This is a genomic window from Massilia sp. LC238 (genome assembly GCF_000735635.1).
Lineage (GTDB): Bacteria > Pseudomonadota > Gammaproteobacteria > Burkholderiales > Burkholderiaceae_D > Telluria > Telluria varians.
Genome location: NZ_JNNN01000066.1, coordinates 90454 through 111700 on the forward strand (window position 1 = coordinate 90454; position 21247 = coordinate 111700).

General features: G+C 67.0%; 21 protein-coding genes and 1 other RNA gene. 10 read left to right on the plus strand and 12 right to left on the minus strand.

Features of this window, described 5'->3' with window-relative positions; genetic code table 11:
* Nucleotides 1-92: 92 nt before the first annotated feature.
* Nucleotides 93-407, plus strand: coding sequence for a hypothetical protein (locus FG94_RS18160; protein WP_036214474.1), 315 nt, complete (start codon nucleotides 93-95; stop codon nucleotides 405-407).
* Between the two features lie 12 nt (nucleotides 408-419).
* Here FG94_RS18160 and FG94_RS18165 read toward each other — a convergent pair whose 3' ends face one another.
* Complete coding sequence (locus FG94_RS18165) at nucleotides 420-3131, minus strand: alpha-1,6-glucosidase domain-containing protein (protein WP_036214476.1); 2712 nt, start codon at nucleotides 3129-3131, stop codon at nucleotides 420-422.
* Between the two features lie 66 nt (nucleotides 3132-3197).
* Nucleotides 3198-4763 carry an oligopeptide:H+ symporter gene (locus FG94_RS18170; RefSeq protein WP_036214478.1) on the minus strand — a complete coding sequence of 522 codons (1566 nt, stop codon included), beginning with the start codon at nucleotides 4761-4763 and terminating at the stop codon, nucleotides 3198-3200.
* A gap of 261 nt (nucleotides 4764-5024) precedes the next feature.
* Here FG94_RS18170 and FG94_RS18175 point away from each other — a divergent pair, with 261 nt between their 5' ends.
* Genes FG94_RS18175 through FG94_RS18185 form a run of 3 tightly spaced genes read left to right on the plus strand, consistent with a single transcriptional unit; the run spans nucleotide 5025 to nucleotide 9303 of the window.
* Entirely contained in the window at nucleotides 5025-6680 is a 1656-nt protein-coding gene (locus FG94_RS18175) for an alpha-amylase family glycosyl hydrolase (RefSeq protein ID WP_036214480.1), read from the plus strand.
* Entirely contained in the window at nucleotides 6680-8542 is a 1863-nt protein-coding gene (locus tag FG94_RS18180) for a glucokinase (RefSeq protein WP_036214482.1), read from the plus strand. The genes FG94_RS18175 and FG94_RS18180 overlap by 1 nt, the downstream gene beginning before the upstream one ends.
* Before the next feature lie 38 nt (nucleotides 8543-8580).
* Nucleotides 8581-9303 (plus strand): 2'-5' RNA ligase family protein, encoded by a 723-nt coding sequence (locus FG94_RS18185; RefSeq protein WP_036214483.1) that lies wholly within the window; start codon nucleotides 8581-8583, stop codon nucleotides 9301-9303.
* On the opposite strand, the gene FG94_RS18190 is transcribed toward FG94_RS18185, so the two are convergent.
* The 6 genes from FG94_RS18190 to FG94_RS18215 are packed head-to-tail and all read right to left on the minus strand — an operon-like array spanning nucleotide 9287 to nucleotide 15072.
* Nucleotides 9287-9754, minus strand: coding sequence for a hypothetical protein (locus tag FG94_RS18190; RefSeq protein ID WP_036214485.1), 468 nt, complete (start codon nucleotides 9752-9754; stop codon nucleotides 9287-9289). The genes FG94_RS18185 and FG94_RS18190 overlap by 17 nt on opposite strands.
* A gap of 58 nt (nucleotides 9755-9812) precedes the next feature.
* Nucleotides 9813-11333, minus strand: coding sequence for a S9 family peptidase (locus FG94_RS18195; RefSeq protein WP_036214487.1), 1521 nt, complete (start codon nucleotides 11331-11333; stop codon nucleotides 9813-9815).
* Nucleotides 11334-11371: 38 nt separating this feature from the next.
* A complete protein-coding gene (locus FG94_RS27700; protein WP_161783980.1) occupies nucleotides 11372-11869 on the minus strand; it encodes a hypothetical protein in 498 nt (165 codons plus the stop codon).
* 12 nt (nucleotides 11870-11881) lie between these two features.
* Nucleotides 11882-13720 carry a hypothetical protein gene (locus tag FG94_RS27705; RefSeq protein WP_036214491.1) on the minus strand — a complete coding sequence of 613 codons (1839 nt, stop codon included), beginning with the start codon at nucleotides 13718-13720 and terminating at the stop codon, nucleotides 11882-11884.
* A gap of 10 nt (nucleotides 13721-13730) precedes the next feature.
* Nucleotides 13731-14648, minus strand: a complete 918-nt coding sequence (locus FG94_RS18210) for an ABC transporter ATP-binding protein (RefSeq protein WP_036214493.1) — start codon at nucleotides 14646-14648, stop codon at nucleotides 13731-13733.
* A gap of 13 nt (nucleotides 14649-14661) precedes the next feature.
* Nucleotides 14662-15072: a GntR family transcriptional regulator gene (locus FG94_RS18215; protein WP_081926069.1), complete on the minus strand. Its 411-nt coding sequence runs from the start codon at nucleotides 15070-15072 to the stop codon at nucleotides 14662-14664.
* A gap of 192 nt (nucleotides 15073-15264) precedes the next feature.
* Between FG94_RS18215 and FG94_RS18220 the strand changes: the two genes are divergently transcribed.
* A complete protein-coding gene (locus tag FG94_RS18220; RefSeq protein WP_036214497.1) occupies nucleotides 15265-15585 on the plus strand; it encodes a DUF1330 domain-containing protein in 321 nt (106 codons plus the stop codon).
* 44 nt (nucleotides 15586-15629) lie between these two features.
* Here the strand turns inward: FG94_RS18220 and FG94_RS18225 are convergent, their stop codons facing one another.
* Nucleotides 15630-16529: a LysR family transcriptional regulator gene (locus FG94_RS18225; RefSeq protein WP_036214499.1), complete on the minus strand. Its 900-nt coding sequence runs from the start codon at nucleotides 16527-16529 to the stop codon at nucleotides 15630-15632.
* Nucleotides 16530-16602: 73 nt separating this feature from the next.
* Here FG94_RS18225 and FG94_RS18230 point away from each other — a divergent pair, with 73 nt between their 5' ends.
* Nucleotides 16603-16878, plus strand: coding sequence for a hypothetical protein (locus tag FG94_RS18230; protein WP_036214501.1), 276 nt, complete (start codon nucleotides 16603-16605; stop codon nucleotides 16876-16878).
* A 139-nt stretch (nucleotides 16879-17017) separates the two neighbouring features.
* Complete coding sequence (locus FG94_RS18235) at nucleotides 17018-17482, plus strand: hypothetical protein (protein WP_036214503.1); 465 nt, start codon at nucleotides 17018-17020, stop codon at nucleotides 17480-17482.
* 26 nt (nucleotides 17483-17508) lie between these two features.
* Here the strand turns inward: FG94_RS18235 and FG94_RS18240 are convergent, their stop codons facing one another.
* The 3 genes from FG94_RS18240 to groES all read right to left on the minus strand — a co-directional run bounded on the left by FG94_RS18240 (nucleotide 17509) and on the right by groES (nucleotide 20043).
* On the minus strand, nucleotides 17509-17922 hold the full coding sequence (locus FG94_RS18240) for a hypothetical protein (protein WP_036214505.1): 414 nt from the start codon (nucleotides 17920-17922) through the stop codon (nucleotides 17509-17511).
* Between the two features lie 123 nt (nucleotides 17923-18045).
* Nucleotides 18046-19692, minus strand: a complete 1647-nt coding sequence (gene groL / locus FG94_RS18245) for a chaperonin GroEL (protein ID WP_036214506.1) — start codon at nucleotides 19690-19692, stop codon at nucleotides 18046-18048.
* A gap of 60 nt (nucleotides 19693-19752) precedes the next feature.
* On the minus strand, nucleotides 19753-20043 hold the full coding sequence (gene groES, locus FG94_RS18250) for a co-chaperone GroES (RefSeq protein ID WP_027865155.1): 291 nt from the start codon (nucleotides 20041-20043) through the stop codon (nucleotides 19753-19755).
* 374 nt (nucleotides 20044-20417) lie between these two features.
* Here groES and FG94_RS18255 point away from each other — a divergent pair, with 374 nt between their 5' ends.
* The 3 genes from FG94_RS18255 to ssrS all read left to right on the plus strand — a co-directional run bounded on the left by FG94_RS18255 (nucleotide 20418) and on the right by ssrS (nucleotide 21212).
* The gene (locus FG94_RS18255; RefSeq protein WP_036214507.1) at nucleotides 20418-20678 is read left to right on the plus strand and encodes a hypothetical protein; all 261 of its coding nucleotides are present in this window, start codon (nucleotides 20418-20420) and stop codon (nucleotides 20676-20678) included.
* A complete protein-coding gene (locus tag FG94_RS18260; protein ID WP_027865157.1) occupies nucleotides 20675-20986 on the plus strand; it encodes a cell division protein ZapA in 312 nt (103 codons plus the stop codon). Before FG94_RS18255 ends, FG94_RS18260 begins: the two co-directional genes overlap by 4 nt.
* Nucleotides 20987-21031: 45 nt before the next feature.
* Nucleotides 21032-21212: non-coding RNA, 6S RNA (ssrS, locus tag FG94_RS26755), on the plus strand.
* Nucleotides 21213-21247: the final 35 nt, after the last annotated feature.

A 21247-nucleotide genomic window follows, 5' to 3' on the forward strand; every position in this document is an offset into this window, starting at 1 on the left:
TCACCAATTTTTTCCGCCAGCGCCGAGATGTGCGTCGCCCGCACAATGCTTCTGCTAAGGTTTGACTGGACAATACTGCAGAGGAGCCGGCAATGGAACGATACCTGATCGTTTACCGCGGATCGACCGTCGACGAGTCGGAAGGCCCGCAGCACGACCCGCAGCGCTGGGCCAACTGGTTCGACGCGCTCGGCGCCGCGCTGGTGGACCGCGGCGCACTGTCGCACAGCAGCGTCGAGGTGCCGAGCCGCCTGCGCGGCCCGAAACTCAATAGCGCCTCGCTGTCGGGCTATTCGGTCATCGCGGCCGCGGACTTCAACGCAGCGGTCGAGTTGGCCGAGCAATGCCCGATCTTCGACGAGAAGGGCTCGGTGGAGATCGCCCGCCTGGTCGGTCCGGCGGGCTGATTCCCCGGCGCCTTACTCAGCGACGAACACCACCGCCGTACGCGGAGGCACCGTGAAGCTGCCGCTCGCGCTGTCGAAGCTTGCCTGGGCGGCACGCTTGTCGGCGGCGCCGGCAGCCGTATGCACCGGGTGCAGCTTGAGGTGCTTGCCGCGCAAGGCTTCGTCGCTCACCGTGTGCGCCACCTTGTCCACGTTCACCAGGTAGCTCAGGCCGGCGAACTTCGCGCCCGGATAGCCCTTGCCGTCGATCCAGGCCGCCAGCACGGTCGCCTCCTGCTGCGGTCCGGTATTGAAGAAGCGCAGGCGCTGGACGATATCCTCGGTCGAGCGCAGGCGGAACAAGGTCGAGCTGGCGCGGATCGCCAGCAGGTCGCGGAAGGCGTCGCGGGCAAAGGCGATGTCGGCAGGCTGGGGCTTGATCGCCGCGGCCTTGGCCAGGAAGGGCTTGAGCAGCGGCCAGTCCTTGCCGTTGTCGTCGCTTTGCGGCAGGCCGGTGCCGAAGTAGTTGTCCTGGTAGGTCCAGTCGATGCGGTTGAACCAGTCGCCGGAATTGAAGCTGTTCTTGTCCAGCGACTTCGAGCGCAGCGTGTCGATGCCGGCGTGGTAGTAGGCCACGCCCTGGCTGAAGGCGTTGATCGCCATGCCCAGCACCTGCACTCTAGCGCGCTCGGCGGGGCTGGTCTCCACCGGCAGTTTCAGCACGTTGATGTCGAACAGCGTCTGGTTGTCGTGGTTCTCGACGTAGTTGACCACTTCGCCCGGCTGGCTTGCATAGCCGGCCGGCTGGTTGCCGTAGGCGATGTCTTCCAGCTTGCGCAGCTTGCCTTCGAAGGTCTGGAAGGCGAACGGGCGCACCGAGCCGGCCAGGCCGACGCGGATCATGTCGGCCGCGCGCAGCAGGTCGACCTGTTTATGCTCGCCGCCTAGTGCATTCTGGTCATAGACCAGGCCATTGATGTAGCCCTGGCGGCGCACCATCGCCTCGCCCGAGTCGCCGGCCGAGCCGCCGCGCACGGCGTCGCGCGCGCGGTCGCTGAAGGTGCCGATGCCGGAGCCGTTCAGCGACAGCTGCGAGGCCTGCACGAAGCGGGCGCCGTCGGCGACCTCGCCGAAGTTCCAGCCTTCGCCGATCAGTTCCACGTGCCGCCCCGCGGCCTTGTTCACGCGCTTTTGCAGGCGCTCCATCGCTGCGCGCGGCTGGTGGCCCATCAGGTCGAAGCGGAAGGAATCGATCTTGTAGTGGCGGGTCCACAGCTCGGCCGAGTCGATCATCAGCCTGGCCATCATCATGTTTTCGGTGGCCGTGTTGTCGCAGCAGGTCGAACGCTCGATGGCGCCGACGGCATTCAGGCGGTGGTAGTAGCCCGGCACCACGCGGTCCAGCACCGATTTCTCGTTCTGGCCGGCGATGAAGGTGTGGTTGTAGACCACGTCGGTACCGACGCGCAGGCCGGCCCGGTGCAGGTCCATCACCATCTGGCGGAACTCGAGGATCCGGCTCGCGCCGTCCGACGGGTCGCTGGCGTAGCTGCCTTCCAGGGCGTTGTAGTGGTAGGGGTCGTAGCCCCAGTTGAAGCAGTCGGTATCGGCGGTCTTGCGGGTCAGGGCCTGCTGGCTCTCGCCGTCCGGGGCGCCGTTTGGGGCGGGCACGGCGCAGTCCTTTTCCGGCACCGTGCCGAGGTCATACACCGGCAACAGGTGGATGTCGGTCAGGCCGGCCCTGGCCAGCGCCTTCAGGTGGCGCATGCCGTTCGAATTCGCTTCGCCGAAAGCGGTGTACTTGCCGCGCTTTTCCACCGGGACGCTCGGGTCGTTGATCGAGAAATCGCGCACGTGCAGCTCGTAGATGACCATGTCGGTCTGGGCCTTGACCGTGTTCGGCGCGCGGGTGGCGTCCCAGCCTTTCGGCTTGAGGTTTGCCGCGCCCAGGTCGGCGATGTAGCTGCGCTTCGAGTCGGTGGTGAGGCTGACGGAATAGGGATCGGTGACGAGGTTGCGCACCAGGCCCATGCCGTCGACGGCCACGTCCACCGCATAGCGGTAATAGCTGCCCGAGAGGTCGCGCGCGACGTACGCATTCCAGGCGCCGGTGCGCGCATCGAAGGCCATCTCGTGCACGGCGGTCGCCTTGCCGCTGCCGCTGTCATAGGTGCAGACGGCGGCGCCCTGCGCGGTCGGCGCCCACAGGCGGAAAGCCGTGCGTCCCTTCTTCGGCGTGGCGCCCAGCTCGGGCAGCTCGCCCGCCGCCGCGTACAGGTCGTCGAGCGCGCCGGCGGCCTGGATGCGCGTGGCCGCGCGTACCGTGCCGTCCGCGGCTTCCTGCACCAGCACCAGCTGGCCGCGGTGCAGGTCCTTCAGGCGCGCCAGGTCTTGCGCGCGCACCGACAGCACCGGGCCGGCGCCGACCCACTTGAAGCGGACCGGCAGCCTGGCCGTGGAGGCCTCGAGCGCCAGCGCGCCGTCTGCGCCTGCCACTTTGGCGCCGGGTGTGGCGACGATCGCGGCCTTGCCCGAATGGTAGAGGCGGAAGGTCGATCCGGCATCGGCGCCGGGCCAGGTCAGGAGGCGCCGGTCGAGCCAGACGGCGCGGGCGTCGAGCGTGGCGCTCGACGCGTGCAGGACCTGCTGGAACGACGGATCGTCGCAGGTGGCGAAGGGAACCGCGGCGTGGGCGGACGAGGCGAGGGCTGCCGCGGCGAGCGCGGCGTAATGGAGTCGGGTCATCGTGGCGAAGAAGTAGGTGGAACAGGGCGGACGCAGGTAAACCGCGTCCGCCCGCGGGGCATCGCGTCAGGCGCGATAGTGGTCGACCATCTTGTAGCGCTTGGCGTACAGGCCGAAGGCCAGCGCCGCCAGCATGGCGAAGCCGGCGAAGAAGAACATCTGGAAGGCCATCAGGCCCACGCCCGAGCTTTCGATGCTGGCGACGACGCCGGGGTCCTTGACGCCGGCGTTCACGATCAGCACCCACAGGTTGCCGACCGTGACGGCCAGCGACCACAGGGCCATGATGATGCCTTTCATCGCCGCCGGCGCCTGGCTGTAGGCGAACTCGAGACCGGTGGCCGAGACCAGCACTTCGCCCAGGGTCAGGAGCGCGTAGGGCAGGATCTGCCAGGCGATCGACACGGCGTCGCCGGCGTCGAGCTGCAGCTGCAGCCAGCCGACCGCGATCCAGGCCAGCGCCGAGAAGGCGATGCCGGCGGTCATGCGGCGCAGGGCAGTGGGCTCAACGCCCAGCTTGCGGATCAGCGGGAACAGCACGATGTTATTGAAGGGAATGAGCAGCATCACCAGCAAGGGGTTGAGCGCCTGCATCTGGGCCGGCAGCACGCTGAAGCTGAAGCCGAGCAGGCTGACCTCGGTCGTCATGTCGTTGGCCTGCACGATCCAGGTCGAGGCTTTCTGGTCGAACAGCGACCAGAAGGGCGTGACCAGCGCGAACACGATCAGGATGCGCAGCACGGCGCGCACGCCGTCCACCGCGATGTCCGGATGGACGCCGCGGGCGCGCTCGATCTGCATGGCGGTGCCGATCCCGCCGAAGGCGAGCAGCAGCACCAGTGCGGTACAGGCGCCGATCACGATGCCCCAGCTCGGCATCATGGCGAACGAGCCGATCGCGCCGAGCACGCCGATGAGGGCCACGATGAGGCCCGGACGGCCGGCGCCGGCTTTCTGTGCGAGCAGGGCGGTGCGCGCCACGCGCATGAAGGAATGCGGGTCGCGCGGGCTTGGAGGCACGTTGACGTACTTCTTGCGCCCGAGCCAGAACACCAGCGTGGCGATCGCCATCAGGATGCCCGGGATGCCGAAGGCCACTGCCGGACCGTAGTCGCGCAGAAACAGCGGCATCAGCAGCGAGGCGAAGAAGGAGCCGAAGTTGATGATCCAGTAGAAGGCGTCGAACACGACCTTTGCCTTGTCCTTGTTGGTCTGGTCGAACTGGTCGCCCATGAACGAGGACACCAGCGGCTTGATGCCGCCCGAACCGAGCGCGATCAGGAACAGGCCGAAGTAGAAGCCCTTGACGTTGTCTTCGAAGATGGCCAGGCAGGCGTGGCCGGCGACATAGACGAGGCTGAGCCAGAGGATGGTGTTGTACTTGCCGAAGAAGCGGTCGGCCAGCCAGCCGCCCAGCAGCGGGAAGAAGTAGACGCCGATCACGAAGGTGTGGAACACGTCCTTGGCTTCGCCGGTGCGCATGTTCTCCGGCAGGAAGATCAGCAACGTCGAGATCAGGAAGGGCGTCAGGATGTTGCGCATCCCGTAGAAGCTGAAGCGCTCGCAGCCCTCGTTGGCGATGATGTAGGGGATCTGCCGCGGCATGCGCCCGGTGCTCTTTACTTCGCTCATGACGTCCTCGAAAAATCGAAACAACCGCGATCCTATGCCGAGGCTGACTTACTTTGCAATAAAAATATGCTTGTGAAACATTGCAGATACAAATGACGCGTAGTTTAGCTACTTCATGATCGATGAGCGGAAACGAAGTTTTATCATAAGTCATTGAATTAAAAGGATTGTGATCGTTTATTTGCTCGCATTGGCCAATTGTAAAGTTCTGTTTGATCCTGTATATTGCCTAGAATTCCGATCATCCCTGACGAGCCAGCCATGACCCAGATCTCGACGACCGCCAACCCGAACTGGTGGAAAGAAGCCATCATCTACCAGGTCTATCCGCGCAGCTACCTCGACACCAATGGCGACGGCGTGGGCGACCTGGCCGGCATCACCGACAAGCTCGACTACATCGCGAGCCTGGGCGTGGACATCGTCTGGCTGTCGCCCTTCTTCACCTCCCCGATGAAGGACTTCGGCTACGACATCGCGAACTACTGCGACGTCGATCCGCTGTTCGGCACCCTGGCCGACTTCGACAAGCTGATCGCCAAGGCGCACAGCCTGGGCCTGAAGATCATGATCGACCAGGTGATGTCGCACACCGCCGACACCCACCCCTGGTTCGTCGAGAGCCGCAAGAGCCGCGACAACCCGAAATCGGACTGGTACGTGTGGGCCGACCCGCTCCCGGACGGCTGCCCGCCGAACAACTGGCTGTCGGTGTTCGGCGGCTCGGCCTGGCAATGGGATACCCGCCGCAAGCAGTACTACATGCACAACTTCCTGGTCAGCCAGCCGCAACTGAACTTCCACAACCCGGACGTGCAGCAGGCCCACCTGGACGCGCAGCGCTTCTGGCTCGAGCGCGGCGTGGACGGCGTGCGCATGGACGCCTGCGTGTTCCACTTCCATGACCGCGAGCTGCGCAGCAACCCGCCGGCCCTGGTGCGCGACACGTCCACCGTGACGGACGTGAACCCCTACGGCATGCAGGCCCACGTCTACGACAAGACCCAGCCGGAGAACATCGCTTTCCTGCAGCGCGTGCGCGCGCAGCTGAACGAGTTCGGCGCAGTGTCGATCGGCGAGGTCAGCTCGGACGACGCGCTGGCCCAGATGGCCGAGTACACCGAAGGCGGCGACAAGCTGCACATGGCCTACAGCTTCAACCTGCTCACGCCGGAATTCAGCGCAGCCCACATCCGCAAGCAGGTCGAGGACTTCAAGGAACGCGTCAAGGACGGCTGGGCCTCCTGGTCGGTCGGCAACCACGACGCCATCCGCGTCGTCACCCGCTGGGGCGGCGCGCCGGGCCAGAATGCCGGTCCGGCGCTGGCCAAGCTGGTGCTGGCGATGCAGCTCTCGCTCAAGGGCACCCCTTGCCTGTACCAGGGCGACGAGCTGGCCCTGAGCGAAGCCGATGTGCCCTTCGAACTGCTGCAGGACCCGTACGGCATCACCTTCTGGCCAGAGTTCAAGGGCCGCGACGGTTGCCGCACCCCGATGCCCTGGACGAGCGAGGCCCCGAACGCCGGCTTCACGGCCGGCAAGCCCTGGCTGCCGGTGGCCGAGCCGCACCTGGCAAACAGCGTCGAACGGCAGGACCAGGACCCGGACTCGATGCTGAACTTCCAGCGCCGCTTCATCGCCTGGCGCAAGACGATGCCGCAGCTGACCCGCGGCGACATCGTGTTCTTCGATGCGCCCGAGCCGGTGCTGGCCCTGCGCCGCGACGTGGAAGGGATGGACAGCGTACTGGCCGCCTTCAACCTGTCCGATCGTGAAGTGAGCTTCGACTGGCCGGCCAGCAGCGCCGCGCAGCCGCTCGCTACGCACGGCCTGCCGGGCCAGGCGGCCGGCGGCAAGGTCAGCCTGCCGCCCTACGGCGCCTGGTTCGGCAGCATCGCAGCGGGCGCGGGCAAATAATGGGCAGCCAGCAGGAAGCTGGAACCTTCGCGGAAAGATCGGCGCGCACGGCCTTCGCCGACGGACCGCGCCTGCTGGCCGACATCGGCGCGACCCACGCCCGCTTCGCGCTGCAGACCGCGCCCGGCGTGTTCATCGCCGTGCGGGTGCTGCTGTGCGAGGACTTCGACGGCATCGTGTCGCTGCTGCGCTATTACCTGAAGGACCACGCCGACATGCGTTTGCATCATGCGGCGCTGGCGGTGGCCAACCCGATCAGCGGCGATTTCGTCCGCATGACCAACCGCGACTGGCAGTTCTCGACCGACGCGGTGCGGCGCGAGCTGGGCTTGACGACGCTCCTGATCGTCAACGACTTCACCGCGCTGGCGATGGCGATTCCCGGCCTGACCCGCGGCGACCTGATGCAGGTGGGGCAGGGCGCGCCGGCGCCGAACGCCGTGATCGGCGTGCTGGGTCCGGGCACCGGCCTGGGCGTGTCCGGCGTGATCCCGACCGCCGACGGCTTCGTCACCCTCGGCAGCGAGGGCGGCCACGTCAACTTCGCGCCCGGCGACGAACGCGAGTTCGCCATCCTGCAGACCGCCTGGAAGGAATGGCCGCACGTCTCGAACGAGCGCCTGATCTCCGGGCCGGGCATGGAAATCATCCACCGCGCGCTGGCAGCGCGCAACGGCGTCGCGGCCCCGGCGCGCAAGGCGGCCGAGATCGTCAACAGCGCGCTGGACGAGCAGGACCCGCTGTGCCTGGAGGTGCTGGAATGCTTCTGCGGCATGCTGGGCGCGGCCGCGGCCAACCTGGCGGTGACGCTGGGCGCCTTCGGGGGCATCTTCATCGGCGGCGGCATCGTGCCGCGCATGGGCGAATGGTTCGCCGGCTCGCCCTTCCGCGCGCGCTTCGAAGCCAAGGGACGCTTTTCCAGCTACCTGGCCGACATCCCGACCTACGTCATCACCACGCCGCATCCGGCCCTGCATGGCGTGGCGACCATCCTGGCCGAGCACCTGCGCGGGCGCAGCGGCGCCAACACCCTGATGGAGCGCGTCCAGCAGCTGCGCCACAGCCTGAGCCCGGCCGAGCAGCGGGTCGCCAGCCTGGTGCTGGAGCAGCCGCGCCTGGTGCTGAACGAGCCGATCGCCGAGATCGCACGCCTGGCCGACGTGAGCCAGCCGACCGTGATCCGCTTCTGCCGCTCGCTCGGCTTCCAGGGCCTGGCCGACTTCAAGCTCAAGTTCGCGAGCAGCCTGACCGGCTCGATCCCGGTGCGCCACAGCCAGGTGCGCATCAGCGACAGCACCCACGACCTGTCGGCCAAGGTGATCGACAACACGGTGTCGGCGATCCTGCGCTTCCGCGACCAGCTGGACGTGCGCGCACTCGACCGCGCCATCGAACTGGTGAGCCGGGCGCGCCGCGTCGAGTTCTTCGCGATGGGGAATTCGCGCGCGGTGGCGCTGGACGGGCAGCACAAGTTCTTCCGCTTTCGCATCCCGACCTCGCTGTACGGCGACTCGCACCTGTTCCAGCTCGCGGCCGAGCTGCTGCAGCCGGGCGACGTCGTCATCGCGGTATCGAATTCGGGCAGCATCGCCGAGCTCCTGGGCGCGGTGGACACCGCCCGCGCCGCCGGCGCCGACGTGATTGCCATCAGCAACAGCCAGTCGCCGCTGGCGCGCAAGGCGACGGTGTGCCTGGCGGTGGACCATGCCGAGGACAGCACCAGCTTCCTGTCGATGATCTCGCGCATCCTGCAGCTGCTGCTGATCGACATCCTGGCGGTGGGCATTTCGGTGGACGGCCAGCACGGCGAAGCGCAGGGCGACGATCCGCGCAGGCTCCTGATCTCGCACCTGGACAGCTGAACCGGCCGCGTTCTTCGGGTTTGAGCGAGAATAGGGGAATGAAAGACGATTCCCGGTCGCCCGATCTGCACGCCTACTACGACGCCATGTGGACGCGCGCCCATGGCGCGATCGCCGCCGGCGACATCGAACGCGACGAACGGGTGCTGGCCGGGCCCGATCCACGCCGCGGCCTGACCCTGGTCGCGCGTCCCGGCGCGGCGCTTCAAGCGCGCTTCGATGCCTTGCTCGAGCGCCTGGCGCAGGCCGAGCCGGGGCAGTACCGCCATCCGCCGGCCGACATGCACCTCACCGTCCTGTCCCTGTTCACCGTCACCGAGGAACCGGGCGCCCAGCTGGCGCGGCTGGACGCCTATCGCGCCGCGGTGCACGCGGCGCTGAAAGGCATGGAGGCATTCGAGATCGAATTCGCCGGCATCACGCTGTCGCGCGGCGCCGTCATGGCCTGCGGTTATCCGCGCGGCGCGGCGCTGGAGACCCTGCGCGAGCGCCTGCGCATCGGGCTGCGGGCGCGCGGCCTGGATGCTTCACTCGACCAGCGCTACCGGCTGGTGACCGCGCATGCGACGCTGCTGCGTTTTGCCGCGCCCTTGCTGCAGCCGGCGCGCTTCGCGGCGCTGCTCGAGGAGCTGCGCCACGCGCCGTTCGGCAGCATGCAGGTGGATGCGCTGGAGCTGGTGGTCAACGACTGGTACATGTCGAGCGGTTCGCTGCAGCGGGTGGAGCTGCTGGACCTGCCGGCCTTCAGTCCGCGCTCTTGAGTTCGACGCGCTCGATATGGCGGCGCCATTCCTGCAGGCTGAGGACGGTATCGGTCTCGGCATCCTCCACCAGGATCTCGTCGCCCTGCTGGGACACGAGGAAGCTCTCGCGGCGGCGCACGTCGTTGGCGCGGTTCTCCACGAAGCTGAGCTGGTAGTACTTCCTGCCGTTGATCTCGCGCGGCGCCGGGTCGTCCTCGATCACCGCGCCATGCGCCTTGCCCTTCGAACGCTGTTCGATCTGCGCGGACCAGGCCTTCAGTTCCGGCACCGCGAGCAGGGCTTCCATGGCCTGTTCCCGGGTGCGTGCCGGCGCTTCCTTGGCGACCGCGGGCGCCGGGGGCGGCTTCACTTCCTCGCGCTCGGCACGCTTGCAGCCGGCAGCGGCCAGCGCGATGGCAAGGGCGGCCAGCAAGGGCAAGGAAGGATGGATTGCAGCGCGTCTCGACATGGGTGCCTCACAGGATGGAGCGGGAAGTCTACACCCTGTGTATTTTGTCAGCAACAAATCACTCCCCCAGGGCGCCGTTGGCGCGCAGCGTGCGGGCGAGGTAGCTGGCGACCGCGGGAGACGGCCTGGGGGCCGGCGGGCCGCCGAGGTAGCGGTGCAGCATCCGCAGCAGCAGGTGCATCTGCGCCTCGCGCGCCACCGGGTTGTGCGCGTTGTGTCCCTCGCTTGGGTCGACCAGCAGGCTGACCGGCTTGCCCAGTTCCTGCAGGCGCGCCGCGTAGTCGGCAACCGCTTCCACCTCGACCTTGTCGTCCTGCGCGCCGGCCACCAGCAGCAGCGGTGCACGCACGCGGCTTGCCAGCCGGTGCGGGGCCGCGGCGGCGATCGGGTCGATGTGCGCCGGGTTGGCCGGATCGATCCCCACCGCGGCCAGTACCTGGCGCAGCGGCGGCTGGCCCGGCCGCGCCGGCTCGTCCGCTCCCTGGCGCAGCACACGTGCGAAGTCGGTGGGCGGCTGGGTCGCCATCCCGAAGCGGAACATGGCGGGCGTATGGGTCAGCGCCAGCAGGGTGGCGTAGCCGCCGAACGAGCCGCCCGCGATGCCGAGCCGCTGCGGGTCGCCCACGCCCTGCGCCAGCAGCCAGCGCACGCCGTCGATGATGTCGGCCTGCACGCGGCCGTTGCCGTAGCCGGCGCCCGGCGCCAGCGTGTAGCGCTCGCCGTAGCCGGTCGAGCCGCGGAAGTTCGGCTCGAACACCGCAAAGCCCCGGTTGGCCAGCAGCTGCGCGCTCGGGCTGTAGCCGCCCGTGACATGGCTCCAGGGGCCGCCATGCACGAAGGTGACCAGCGGCAGCGAGCGCGCCGGCAGGCCGGGCGGCAGGGTCAGGTAGCCGTGCACCCTGGCGCCGTCCGAGGCCGGGTAGCGCAGCGCGATCCGCTGCGCCAGCTGGGTGTCGGGCGGCATGCCGCCTTTCGCGCGCACCTCGTCGAGCACGGGACGGAAGGCCTGGCGCTGCAGGTCCAGGATCCAGTAGCGTGCGTGCGCCATCCGTGCGTTGCGTTCGGCCAGCAGGCAGGCGTTCGCGGCGCAGGATTCGATCACGACGCCGCCCGCCGGGAAGCGCCGCGCGATCCCGGCGGCGATGCGCTTGCCCTCGGCATCCAGTCCGACCAGGCGCAGCTCCGGCAACTGGTAGGTGGCCAGCATCGGTTGCCCGTCGCGTGGCGACAGGGTCACGTCGACCAGGTCCGCCAGGCCCGCCGGATCGGTGTGGACCAGGCGCCGCGCGCCGCTCGCCAGCTGCACCTCGACCAGCGCTTCGCGGTCGCCGGCATGCAGGGTGCGCAGGAACAGCCGGCTGCCGTCGGGCGACAGCGCCAGCGGAACACAGGTGCGCAGCGGCGCGCAACGGGTGGCTTCGATCCACTCTTTCCCGCGGCGCTGCAGGATCAGCTGCGTGAAGTCCGCTTCCTGGCGGCGCAGGATGGCGGGCAGGCCGTTAGGCGCAGAAAGCTGGGCATTGACGGTGCCGCGGCCGTCGTACAGGATGCTGCGCGCGCCGTCGGCGCCGATGCGCACCAGGCGCGTCGTGCGCCTGAGGACGTTGTTCTCTTCGATCAGGGCATGGCGCGGTCGACGCCTGCAAAGCGTGCGTTGCCGTCCTTGCCGTCTTTGCCGAAGCTCGCGATCAGGCCCCCCGCGCCGTCGCGCACGCCGATCGCCGCCACGCCGCCTTCCTGCGCCAGGAACAGCACCGTGCCGTCGCGCGACCAGTGGACCCGGGCTGGCGCGCCCCGGTCGTTCGACTCGAGCGCGACCAGCGAACGGGCTGCGCCGCCGGCCAGCGGTTTTACGTACAGTACGGGCTTGCCGTCGCTGTCCTCGACCCAGGCCAGGTGGGCGCCGTCGGGCGCAAGGCGCACCTCGCGCAGGCGCTCGGGGCGGTCGAACAGGCCGGGGTCGAGCAGCGGCGCGCGCGGCAGCGCGGCATTGCGCGCCAGCTCGCTTGATAAGGGCGCGGCCTGAGCGCACGAGAGTGTGCACATGAGGGCCAGCAGCGCAGCGCACAGACGCGCGCCGGCCCGCGCCGGCATGGCGCAGACAGGATGTCGCATGATCGAGTCCTTTCAGGCGGCGGCGGGAACGGGCGCGCCTTGTGCTTCGACGGCAGCAGTGCTTGCAGGGATGGCGCGCGGCGCCAGCACCCACAGGGCGGCGGCGCAGGGCGGTCCCAGCACCAGGGCGGCCACGGTCCAGGCCAGCCGGTAGCGCATGGGCTGTTCCCGCAGGCGCCATGCCGCCAGTGCGGCGGACAGCAGGGCCGCGACCAGTGCCGCCGCGACCACGGCCGTCGGGCGCGCCTGGACCGGCGTTCCCCGCGCGTCCTCGATCAGGCCCCTGTCGAGCAGGCGTTCGGGCAGCGTCAGCACTGCGTTGGCCACCGGCGACAGCCACCAGTCCTTGTGCTCGAACAGCAGCGGGAAGTCGTGCTCGACGAGGCGGGAGGAGACCGGCGTCGCGCGCCCTTGGGCATCGACGAACGCTACCATCTGGCGCGAGCCGGTCTCGCCGTCTACCATGCGGACGCCGAAATTAAAGGAGAGCAGGGTGCCGTCGAGCAGGCGCGCGACGTCGATCCGGTTGAGGTCCCCGAAGGGGCCGGGCAGGGGCACGCTGTAGGCTTCCTCCAGCGGCGCCGCTGGGGTAGCCTGGCGGCGGAAGGCGATCAGGCGCAGGTTGGTCAGCACGAAGGGCTGGCGGCCGACTTCCTGCACGCCGCCGGCCAGCGTCTCGGGGCCGCTCACCGTCAACAGCGTGGGGGCGCGGCCGGATTCGGAGTCGATCCAGAACAGCCGCTGCCGCGTCATGAAGGATTTGGTCACGATGAGCGGCGGCGAGTCGAAGGGGCGCAGGTCGCCCCTCCCGCCACCCCCGAACCAGCCGCGCGGCGCATCGGTATGCATATCGCGTCCTTCGTACAGCATGCGGTCGTGGTTGAAGGTCCACGCGATGTTGCGCTTCCCGTCGTGCCATTGCGTCGCATCGAGGTTGGCGATCGCGCCGCGCACCGGGTGTTCGCGCCCTTGGGGTTGGACCTTGCCCACTTCGAGCAGCGCCAGCTGACGGCGCCAGTGCGCGGCGCGCGGGTCACTGGAAACCGCCAAGGCGCGCTGCAGGTTGTCGCCGCCGGGGGAGCGCACCAGTTCCCTGTAGCCGCCGGCGCGCGCCACCTTGCTGTTGAGCGGATTCACGCCCAGCAGCATCTGGCCGACCTGGAACACGGTCGAGCCGCCCCACAGCATGAGCAGGTAGAAGCCGAGCACCAGCGGGACCGCGCTTGCCAGGTGGGCGCCCGCGCCGGCCGGCGGCCCGGTGCGGTCCGGCCGGAAGGCGGTGTAGGCCAGCGCCGCCGTCAAGGCCAGGCCGATCGCGGCCGGCACCAGCAGTGCGGCGCCGGAGGCCAGGTGCAGGACCAGCACGCTTGGTACGAACAGCACCACGAAGGCGGTGCGGCGTCCGCACAGCACCAGGTAGCAGCCGGCCAGCCAGGCGGTATAGCTTGCCAGCAGCAGGTGCAGCGGGATCAGGTAGTGGCGGGCGTCGACGGTGTCGCCGGTGAAATAGTCGGCACCGGCCACCACCAGCAGGCTTGGGAGCGCCACGGCGACGCTCAAGAGGACCAGCGAGGCCAGGGCCAGCGCGCCGAAGATGCGGCCACGCGCCAGCGGACGGTGCATCAGCCACAGCCAGCGGCTGGGCTGACGGTAGCTGCTAAATTGGACCACGGCAAAGGCAAGCCCCATGGCGGCGATGGCAAACATCATCATCATCATCTGTACTTGCCAGCGCTGCTGCAGCGGGTCGGCCATGCGGATGGCCAGCTGCAGCAACACCAGCAGCACGACGGCCGCGATCAGCGCCAGGTTGCGGAAGCGCCGGCACTCGCTCAGGAAGAGTTCTTTCATATGGGGACTTTCAGGCTGCTGCGGACAGGAGGTTGGCGCCGGCATGGCCGCGCGTGAGGAAGCCGTTGACGGCGCGGTCGAGGCTCACCGGCATCTGCTGCGCGGTGCGCGCGCCCATCAGGCGCAGGCGGTGGCCGAAATCGATGCCGCCATCGAACACCACCAGGTGGGTCAGGCCATCGATGACGCGCATCTCGAGCACGCCGGGGAGGTGCGCGGCTTCGGGTTGGCGGAACGGGAAGTCGGCGATCCAGAGGCTGACTCGCTCGCAGAAGTCGCCGGGCGCCGACATATGGCGCAGCACGCCGCGCTCGAGGATGACGAGGTTATCCGCGACGCGCTCGATCTCTTCCATCTGGTGCGAGCAGTAGACCACCGTGGCGCCATCGTCCAGGCTGGTCTGCAGCAGGGCGTCGAGGAAGGCGCGCTTGGCCACCACGTCCAGGCCGAGCGTGGGCTCGTCGAGGATCAGCAGTTCCGGTCCCTGCGCCAGGGCGAGGGCCAGGCTCACGCCGGCGCGCTCGCCGCGCGACAGCTCGCTGATCCGCTGGCGGTCGGCCACGTTGAAGTTGGCCAGGACCTGGCGATAGCGCTCCTGGTTCCACAGCGGGTACAGGCGCCGCTGCATGTGCGCCAGTTCCTGCACCCGCATCCAGGCGGGCAGGGTGTGTTCTTCGTTGACGAAGCCGATGCGCGCGCGCAGGGCCGGGGTGAGGGCGCGGCTGTCGCAGCCCAGCACGGCGGCCGAGCCGCTGTCGGCGCAGGCGAAGCCGAGCAGCACGCGGAACAGGGTCGACTTGCCGGCGCCGTTGGCGCCGACGATGGCGTGCACGCCGCCGCGCGGCAGGTGCAGGCTCAGCTTGTCGAGGGCCTGCTTGCCCTTGTAGGACAGGCACAGCTTGTCGGTGCGGATGACGAGGTCGTTCATTTTATGTTCTCTTTCAGGCGACTTTGCGTGGCAGGCAGGCTGCCAGTTCACCGGCGACGCGGTCGAGGATGTCGGTATCGCTGTAGCCGAGGCCGATGACGTCGCCGGTGAAGCGGTCCACCGCCTCGCCCAGGCGGCGTTCGCGCTCGGCGTCCGACAGCAGCTGGCGCGGCTGGAGCACGAACAGGCCGAGGCCCGCGCGCGACTCTACCCAGCCTTCCAGGGTCAGTTCGCCGTAGGCCTTGGCCACGGTGTTGGGGTTGATCGACAACTGCTGGGCCAGGCCGCGCACGCTGGGAAGTAGAGCGCCGACCTCCAGCTCGCCGCTGGCGATCAGGCGGCGCACGCCGTCGACGATCTGGCGGTTGATCGGCCGGGTGTCGCCGGTGGCGATGTTCAGCATCAAGGGTGTTCGGCGGCTCATGGTGGCTCCTAACTGTACTATTACACGCAGTACAGTGGACCCGGGGCGCCGCCTTGTCAATATTTGCATGCGCAGGACTGCGCAGTCTATGCGCCAGCGATAAAAGGGGATACTCGATTACCTGGCAGGTAATCGCCAGGCGCCGCGGCGGAGCGGATAGTTCAATCCACGCAAGCCTTACAGGAGAAGAACATGAATGCGTATGCCGTCGGTCTGCTGAAGGACGTGGTGTTTGGACCGGACATCGTCCGTTACCTCGAACGGATCGACGAGACGATGAAGCCGTATCGGGGCCGCTTCCTGCTGCACGGCCAAGCGCCCGAGGTGCTGGAAGGCAGCCTGCCCGCGGACGTGGTGGTGATCGAGTTTCCCGACATCGAACATGCCCGCCGGTGGTATGCCTCGCCTGCCTACCAGGAGATCCTGCCGCTGCGGACGAGGAACGCGGCGAGCGTGGTGTTCCTGGTCGACGCTCTGCCGGAGGGGCATCTGGCGACCGATATCCTGCGATAGGGACGTCGGCCGCGTCGATGGGAAGTCACTGCGCGTGCCCGGCTTCAGGATGCGGGCAATGCGATGGCCGTGCGCAGGAAGTCGAACATGGCCTTCATCCGTCCCAGGTAGCGGGTATCGGGATGGGCCAGCAGCCACAGGCCGATGTCCAGTTCCGGCAGCGGCCCTTCCAGCATGGTGACCTCTGGACGATCGCGCATCACCGCCAGCGGCACCACGCCGACGCCCAGTCCGTTCACGACGGCGCCGGCAACCGCCAGCAGGTTGCCGACCTTGTGGCGCGGCAGGGTCTGGGGATGGCGCGCGCGGCGCCAGTGCTGGGACGGGTGGTCGGGCAGGCTGTCGTCCAGCGCGATCCAGTCCATCTCGCTGTAGTGCCTGCCTTGCGGCTGCCCCGCCAGGTAGCCGGCGCCGCCATACACGGCCGAACGCATCGTGCCCAGCCGGATGCCGACCAGGTGCTCGGGCGGCGCATTGGTGGCGCGGATGGCGATGTCGGCTTCGCGCTGGCTCAGGTTGACGAGCACGTTGGTGCTGGCCAGTTCGAGCCGGATGTCCGGGTAGCGCTCGGCAAAGCGCGCCAGCACCGGCAGCAGCACGGTATGCAGCAGCGTGTCGGTCAGGGTAATGCGCAGCACGCCGGAGGGCGCCGTGGCCTGGTGGAAGGCCGCTTCGCGCGCCTCCTCGAGCTGGGTCTCGATCCGCTCCGCATGGCTGGCCAGCACGCGCCCGAGTTCCGTCGCCGTATAACCTTGCCGGCCGCGGTCGAACAGCAGCTCGCCGACATCGGCCTCGATGCGCTTGATGGCGCGGAACACGGTGGACGCATCCACCTTTAGCCGCTCGGCGGCGCCGGCGAGGGTGCGGCCGCGGTGCAGGGCCAGGATGATTTCCAGGTCCTGGAGGCCAAGCTTCGATTGCAATTTTGCATACGATGGTTTCATGAACGCCTATTTTATAGGCATTCTTGCAGCGATAGAGTAGGAACTCCTCAACCCACCTTGCAAGGAAGCCATCATGGACCACACACTCCGCTCCCTCGTCCTGCTGTTGCGCCTGTCGTTCGGTGCGCTCGCGCTCACGCTCGCCATGCTGACCGCGGCCGCGCTCGGCGTGCCCGCATTCGCGGCGGATCTCGCCGCGCAAGGCATGCCGATGCCCTTGAGCTGGCCAGCCGTGCTGCTTGAGTGCGTGCTCGCGCTGGCCGCACTCTTCCTGCACCGTCCTCCCCTGGGGTCAGGTCTGACATTCGGACACGGCCTCGACAATACATCAGCGCGCAATACTGTTTGATATCGCTTGTCTGCACGTCCGTTACGCTGATGACCCGCTTGCGGCGCCGTTCGTGGACGATGCGTGCAGTACCGTACCGAGCCGGCGCGCCGACCTGTCATCCTGCCTGCATGATCAACTCATACGTGGAGAAATTCTCATGCAACGATATTCAGCAGCGATGACAGGCGGTCTGATAGCGGGCGTGCTGACGACTGCCTTCATGGTCGTCGGGCGCAAGACCGGCCTGCTGGGGAAAACGCTCGACCGGGATGCGGTCGACTGGATCGACGATGTCACCGGCTCGCGCAAGGTGATCGGCGACACCGGCACCAGCGTCGTCGAGTTCGTCAATCATCTCGGCGCATCGGCCGCCTTCGCGCTGGCGGTTCCCAAGCTGCGCGATGCCGCGCCGTCCTTGTCACCGGTGACCATCGGTGCGCTGTACGGCACCGCGCTATATGCGGTGAACATCGGCTGCATCGCGCCTATGCTCGGCATCACCGAGGGCGAGGCAAAGGCGGGGCCACGCAAGGCCGGCGAGCGCTGGAGCGTCCATCTGCTGCAGTCGATCGCGACCGCGGTGCTGGCGGAACGGCTGACTTCCAGGCCGGCACACCGCTAGGGTTGCGAGCCGACGACCAGGCCTGCTTATTCCGCTAGATTCAGTCCGTGCTGTTCGCACCATGCACGCATCGCGTCCAGCGTGCGCTGCTCGCGGAATGCATGCCACCGGTCGCGCAGGCTGCGCTTGTCCACCAATGCCGAAAAGCGGGCATAGGCGCCCGCGCGCCTGAATATCCGCCGGACCTCGTCTTCGTCCGAGGGCATGTGGCGCTGGACAAAATCGATGACCACGGCCCGGCCCAGCTCCAGCGTGTGCTGGCCCGGCACCGGGATGTAATGGCCTTCTTGGCCGATGTTCTCAGGAAGCGGTTCCATCTCGCCGACCAGGTCCGAGCGAATATGGACATGACCCGTTTCCAGGCTCACCCATGCCTCGCTGCCCTGATCATCCGCCAGCATCATCGCGTTGTCGAGATCAAAAGCGTTCACGGTTGCCATACCTGCCTCCGGTAAGAAAGATAACAGCAGAGCTCGTGTCCGAATGTCAGACCTGACCCTGCCAAAGTAAAAAAGCCTGCAAGGCGCGAACCCTGCAGGCTTTCTGGCTGGTAGGCCGGACGATTACATCATGCCGTCCATGCCGCCCATGCCACCCATACCGCCCATGCCGCCCATGCCGCCGGCCGGCTTGTCTTCAACGACTTCCGAGACCATGCAGTCGGTGGTCAGCATCAGGCCGGCGATCGACGCTGCGTTCTGCAGTGCCGAGCGGGTGACCTTGGCCGGATCCAGCACGCCCATTTCGACCATGTCGCCGTAGGTGCCGTTGGCGGCGTTGTAGCCGTAGTTGCCGGTGCCGGCGATGACTGCGGCGACCACGACCGACGGCTCGTCGCCGGCGTTCTGGACGATCATGCGCAGCGGCTCTTCCATGGCGCGCAGGACGATCTTGATGCCTGCGTCCTGGTCAGGGTTGTCGCCCTTGATGTCGATGTTCGAACGTGCGCGCAGCAGGGCCACGCCGCCGCCCGGGACGATGCCTTCTTCCACGGCAGCGCGGGTTGCGTGCAGCGCGTCTTCCACGCGTGCCTTCTTCTCTTTCATCTCGACTTCGGTGGCTGCACCGACGCGGATCACGGCAACGCCGCCGGCCAGCTTGGCCACGCGTTCCTGCAGTTTTTCGCGGTCGTAGTCCGAGGTCGCTTCTTCGATCTGGACGCGGACCATCTTGACGCGTGCTTCGATCGCTTCAGCGGCGCCGGCGCCGTCGATGATGATGGTGTTTTCCTTGCCCACTTCGACGCGCTTGGCCTGGCCCAGTTCCTGCAGCGTGACCTTTTCCAGGGTCAGGCCGACTTCTTCGGCGATCACCTGGCCGCCGGTCAGGATGGCGATGTCTTCCAGCATGGCCTTGCGGCGGTCGCCGAAGCCAGGCGCCTTGACGGCGACGGTCTTCAGGATGCCACGGATGTTGTTGACCACCAGGGTCGCCAGCGCTTCGCCTTCGATGTCTTCGGCGACGATCACCAGCGGACGGCCGGCCTTGGCGACTTGCTCCAGCACCGGCAGCAGGTCACGGATGTTCGAGATCTTCTTGTCGCACAGCAGGATGAACGGGTTCTCGTGAACCGCGACCTGCTTGTCCGGGTTGTTGATGAAGTACGGCGACAGGTAGCCGCGGTCGAACTGCATGCCTTCCACGATGTCCAGCTCGTCGTTCAGCGACTTGCCGTCTTCGACGGTGATGACGCCTTCCTTGCCGACTTTTTCCATCGCCTCGGCGATGCGCTCGCCGATCGAGGTTTCCGAGTTGGCCGAGATGGCGCCGACCTGGGCGATCTCTTTCGAGGTGGTGGTCGGCTTGGCGATCTTCTTCAGTTCTTCGACGGTGGCGGCGACGGCCTTGTCGATGCCGCGCTTCAGGTCCATCGGGTTCATGCCGGCGGCAACGAACTTCATGCCTTCGCGGACGATCGCCTGTGCCAGCACGGTCGCGGTGGTGGTGCCGTCACCGGCGTTGTCGCTGGTCTTCGACGCGACTTCCTTGACCATCTGCGCGCCCATGTTCTGCAGCTTGTCCTTCAGTTCGATCTCTTTCGCGACCGAGACGCCGTCCTTGGTGACGGTCGGGGCGCCGAACGAGCGCTCCAGCACCACGTTGCGGCCTTTCGGGCCCAGGGTGACCTTGACTGCGTTGGCGAGGATGTTGACGCCTTCAACCATCTTGGCGCGCGCTGCGTCGCCGAAAATTACTTCTTTAGCTGCCATTTCTTGTTCTCCGAATGAATTCGTGAATGTGTATTACAGGAGGAATGCGGGTTTGACCAATTACTGGGCCACGACGGCCATGATGTCTTCTTCGCGCATGACCAGCAGTTCCTGGCCATCGACCTTGACGGCCTGGCCCGAGTACTTGCCGAACAGGACGCGGTCACCGACCTTCACTTCCAGCGGACGAACCTGGCCATTTTCCTGCACCTTGCCGTTGCCGACGGCCAGGATCTCGCCCTGGTCCGGCTTCTCGGCGGCCGCATCAGGGATGATCAGGCCGGATGCAGTCTTGGTCTCCTGGTCGAGACGCTTCACGATTACGCGATCGTGCAGAGGACGAAGGTTCATGCAAAACTCCTTATTTTTCAGTGGTTTGACTAGCTGTTCAAAGCCGCCATACGGTGGTGGCGGCTGGGAAAATTTGTGCTTCGGTTTGTTAGCACTCTAGGCTGCCGAGTGCTAACACGAAGGTGATTATAGGGACGATAACACCCCATTTCAAGCGGGAATGTGTGGGATCGAACCGACTTTTTTGCGAAAACACAATCCAATAGATGGGTTGTACACTGTCGGCGGTGGCATTCGAGCAATGGCCGGGCAGGGTACACCGGATAGCGCCGGGACGCCGCACGGATGCTGTATGCTATGGCCCCGAGCGCTTCCCTCCTGAATGGAGGCGCGATTCGGTTGACGGAAAAACCATCTCAGTCCTATAGTGTCGAATGATTTCCGAATTTCAAGACGTCTCCGACAAGATCGACCGGCTCGCCCAGCTGACCCAGTCGCTGCGCGCCGAGAACTACCTGCTGCGCCAGGCCAACCACCTGCTGAGCGCCGAGAACATCGCGTTCAAGGAGCGGCTGATCGAGGCGCAGCGCCGCGTCGAGGCGCTGCTCGAGCAGTTGCCCGCGCCGGAAGGCGAAGCGGACGATGCAGCCGATGCCGGTCCTGAGGCCGGCGAGCCGAACGAGGCAAGCCAATGATCCATCTCGATTGCACCATCATGGGCCAGTCCTACCGCCTGGCCTGCCGCGAAGGCGAAGAGCGCACCCTGCGCGAAGCGGTCAGCTACCTGGACGGCAAGATGTGCGCGCTGCGCGACTCGGGCAAGGTCAGGGGCACCGACCGCATCGCCGTCATGGCGGCGCTCAGCGTGGCGGCCGAATTCCTGTCGGTTAAGTCGCCCCAGGGGCCGCTGTCCGACATGTCGATCCTGGAAGTCAAGCAGAAGCTCGAGGCGATGCACACGGTGCTGGACCAGGCCCTGGCGCCGCAGGAAAATCTGTCCTGAGGTTCAGATTCGATTGACATGCTCGGCCAACGGAGTAAACTGCGCTCTACCCTGCGGTGTTCGAGATTTGTCATATATTCCTTGAACCATTCTTTCGCATAGGTTGTGGGACATGCTTGGTGGGCGCGAGCGTCACTAGTCTGACGAACCCGAAATTGAGCTGACTGCGACCACCTTGAGCCTTTTGGTTCGGGATGCCGGCAATAACGACACAGGCGGGGCTACACACACGAGCGGTTGCGCACTTCGGTACGCAGCCGC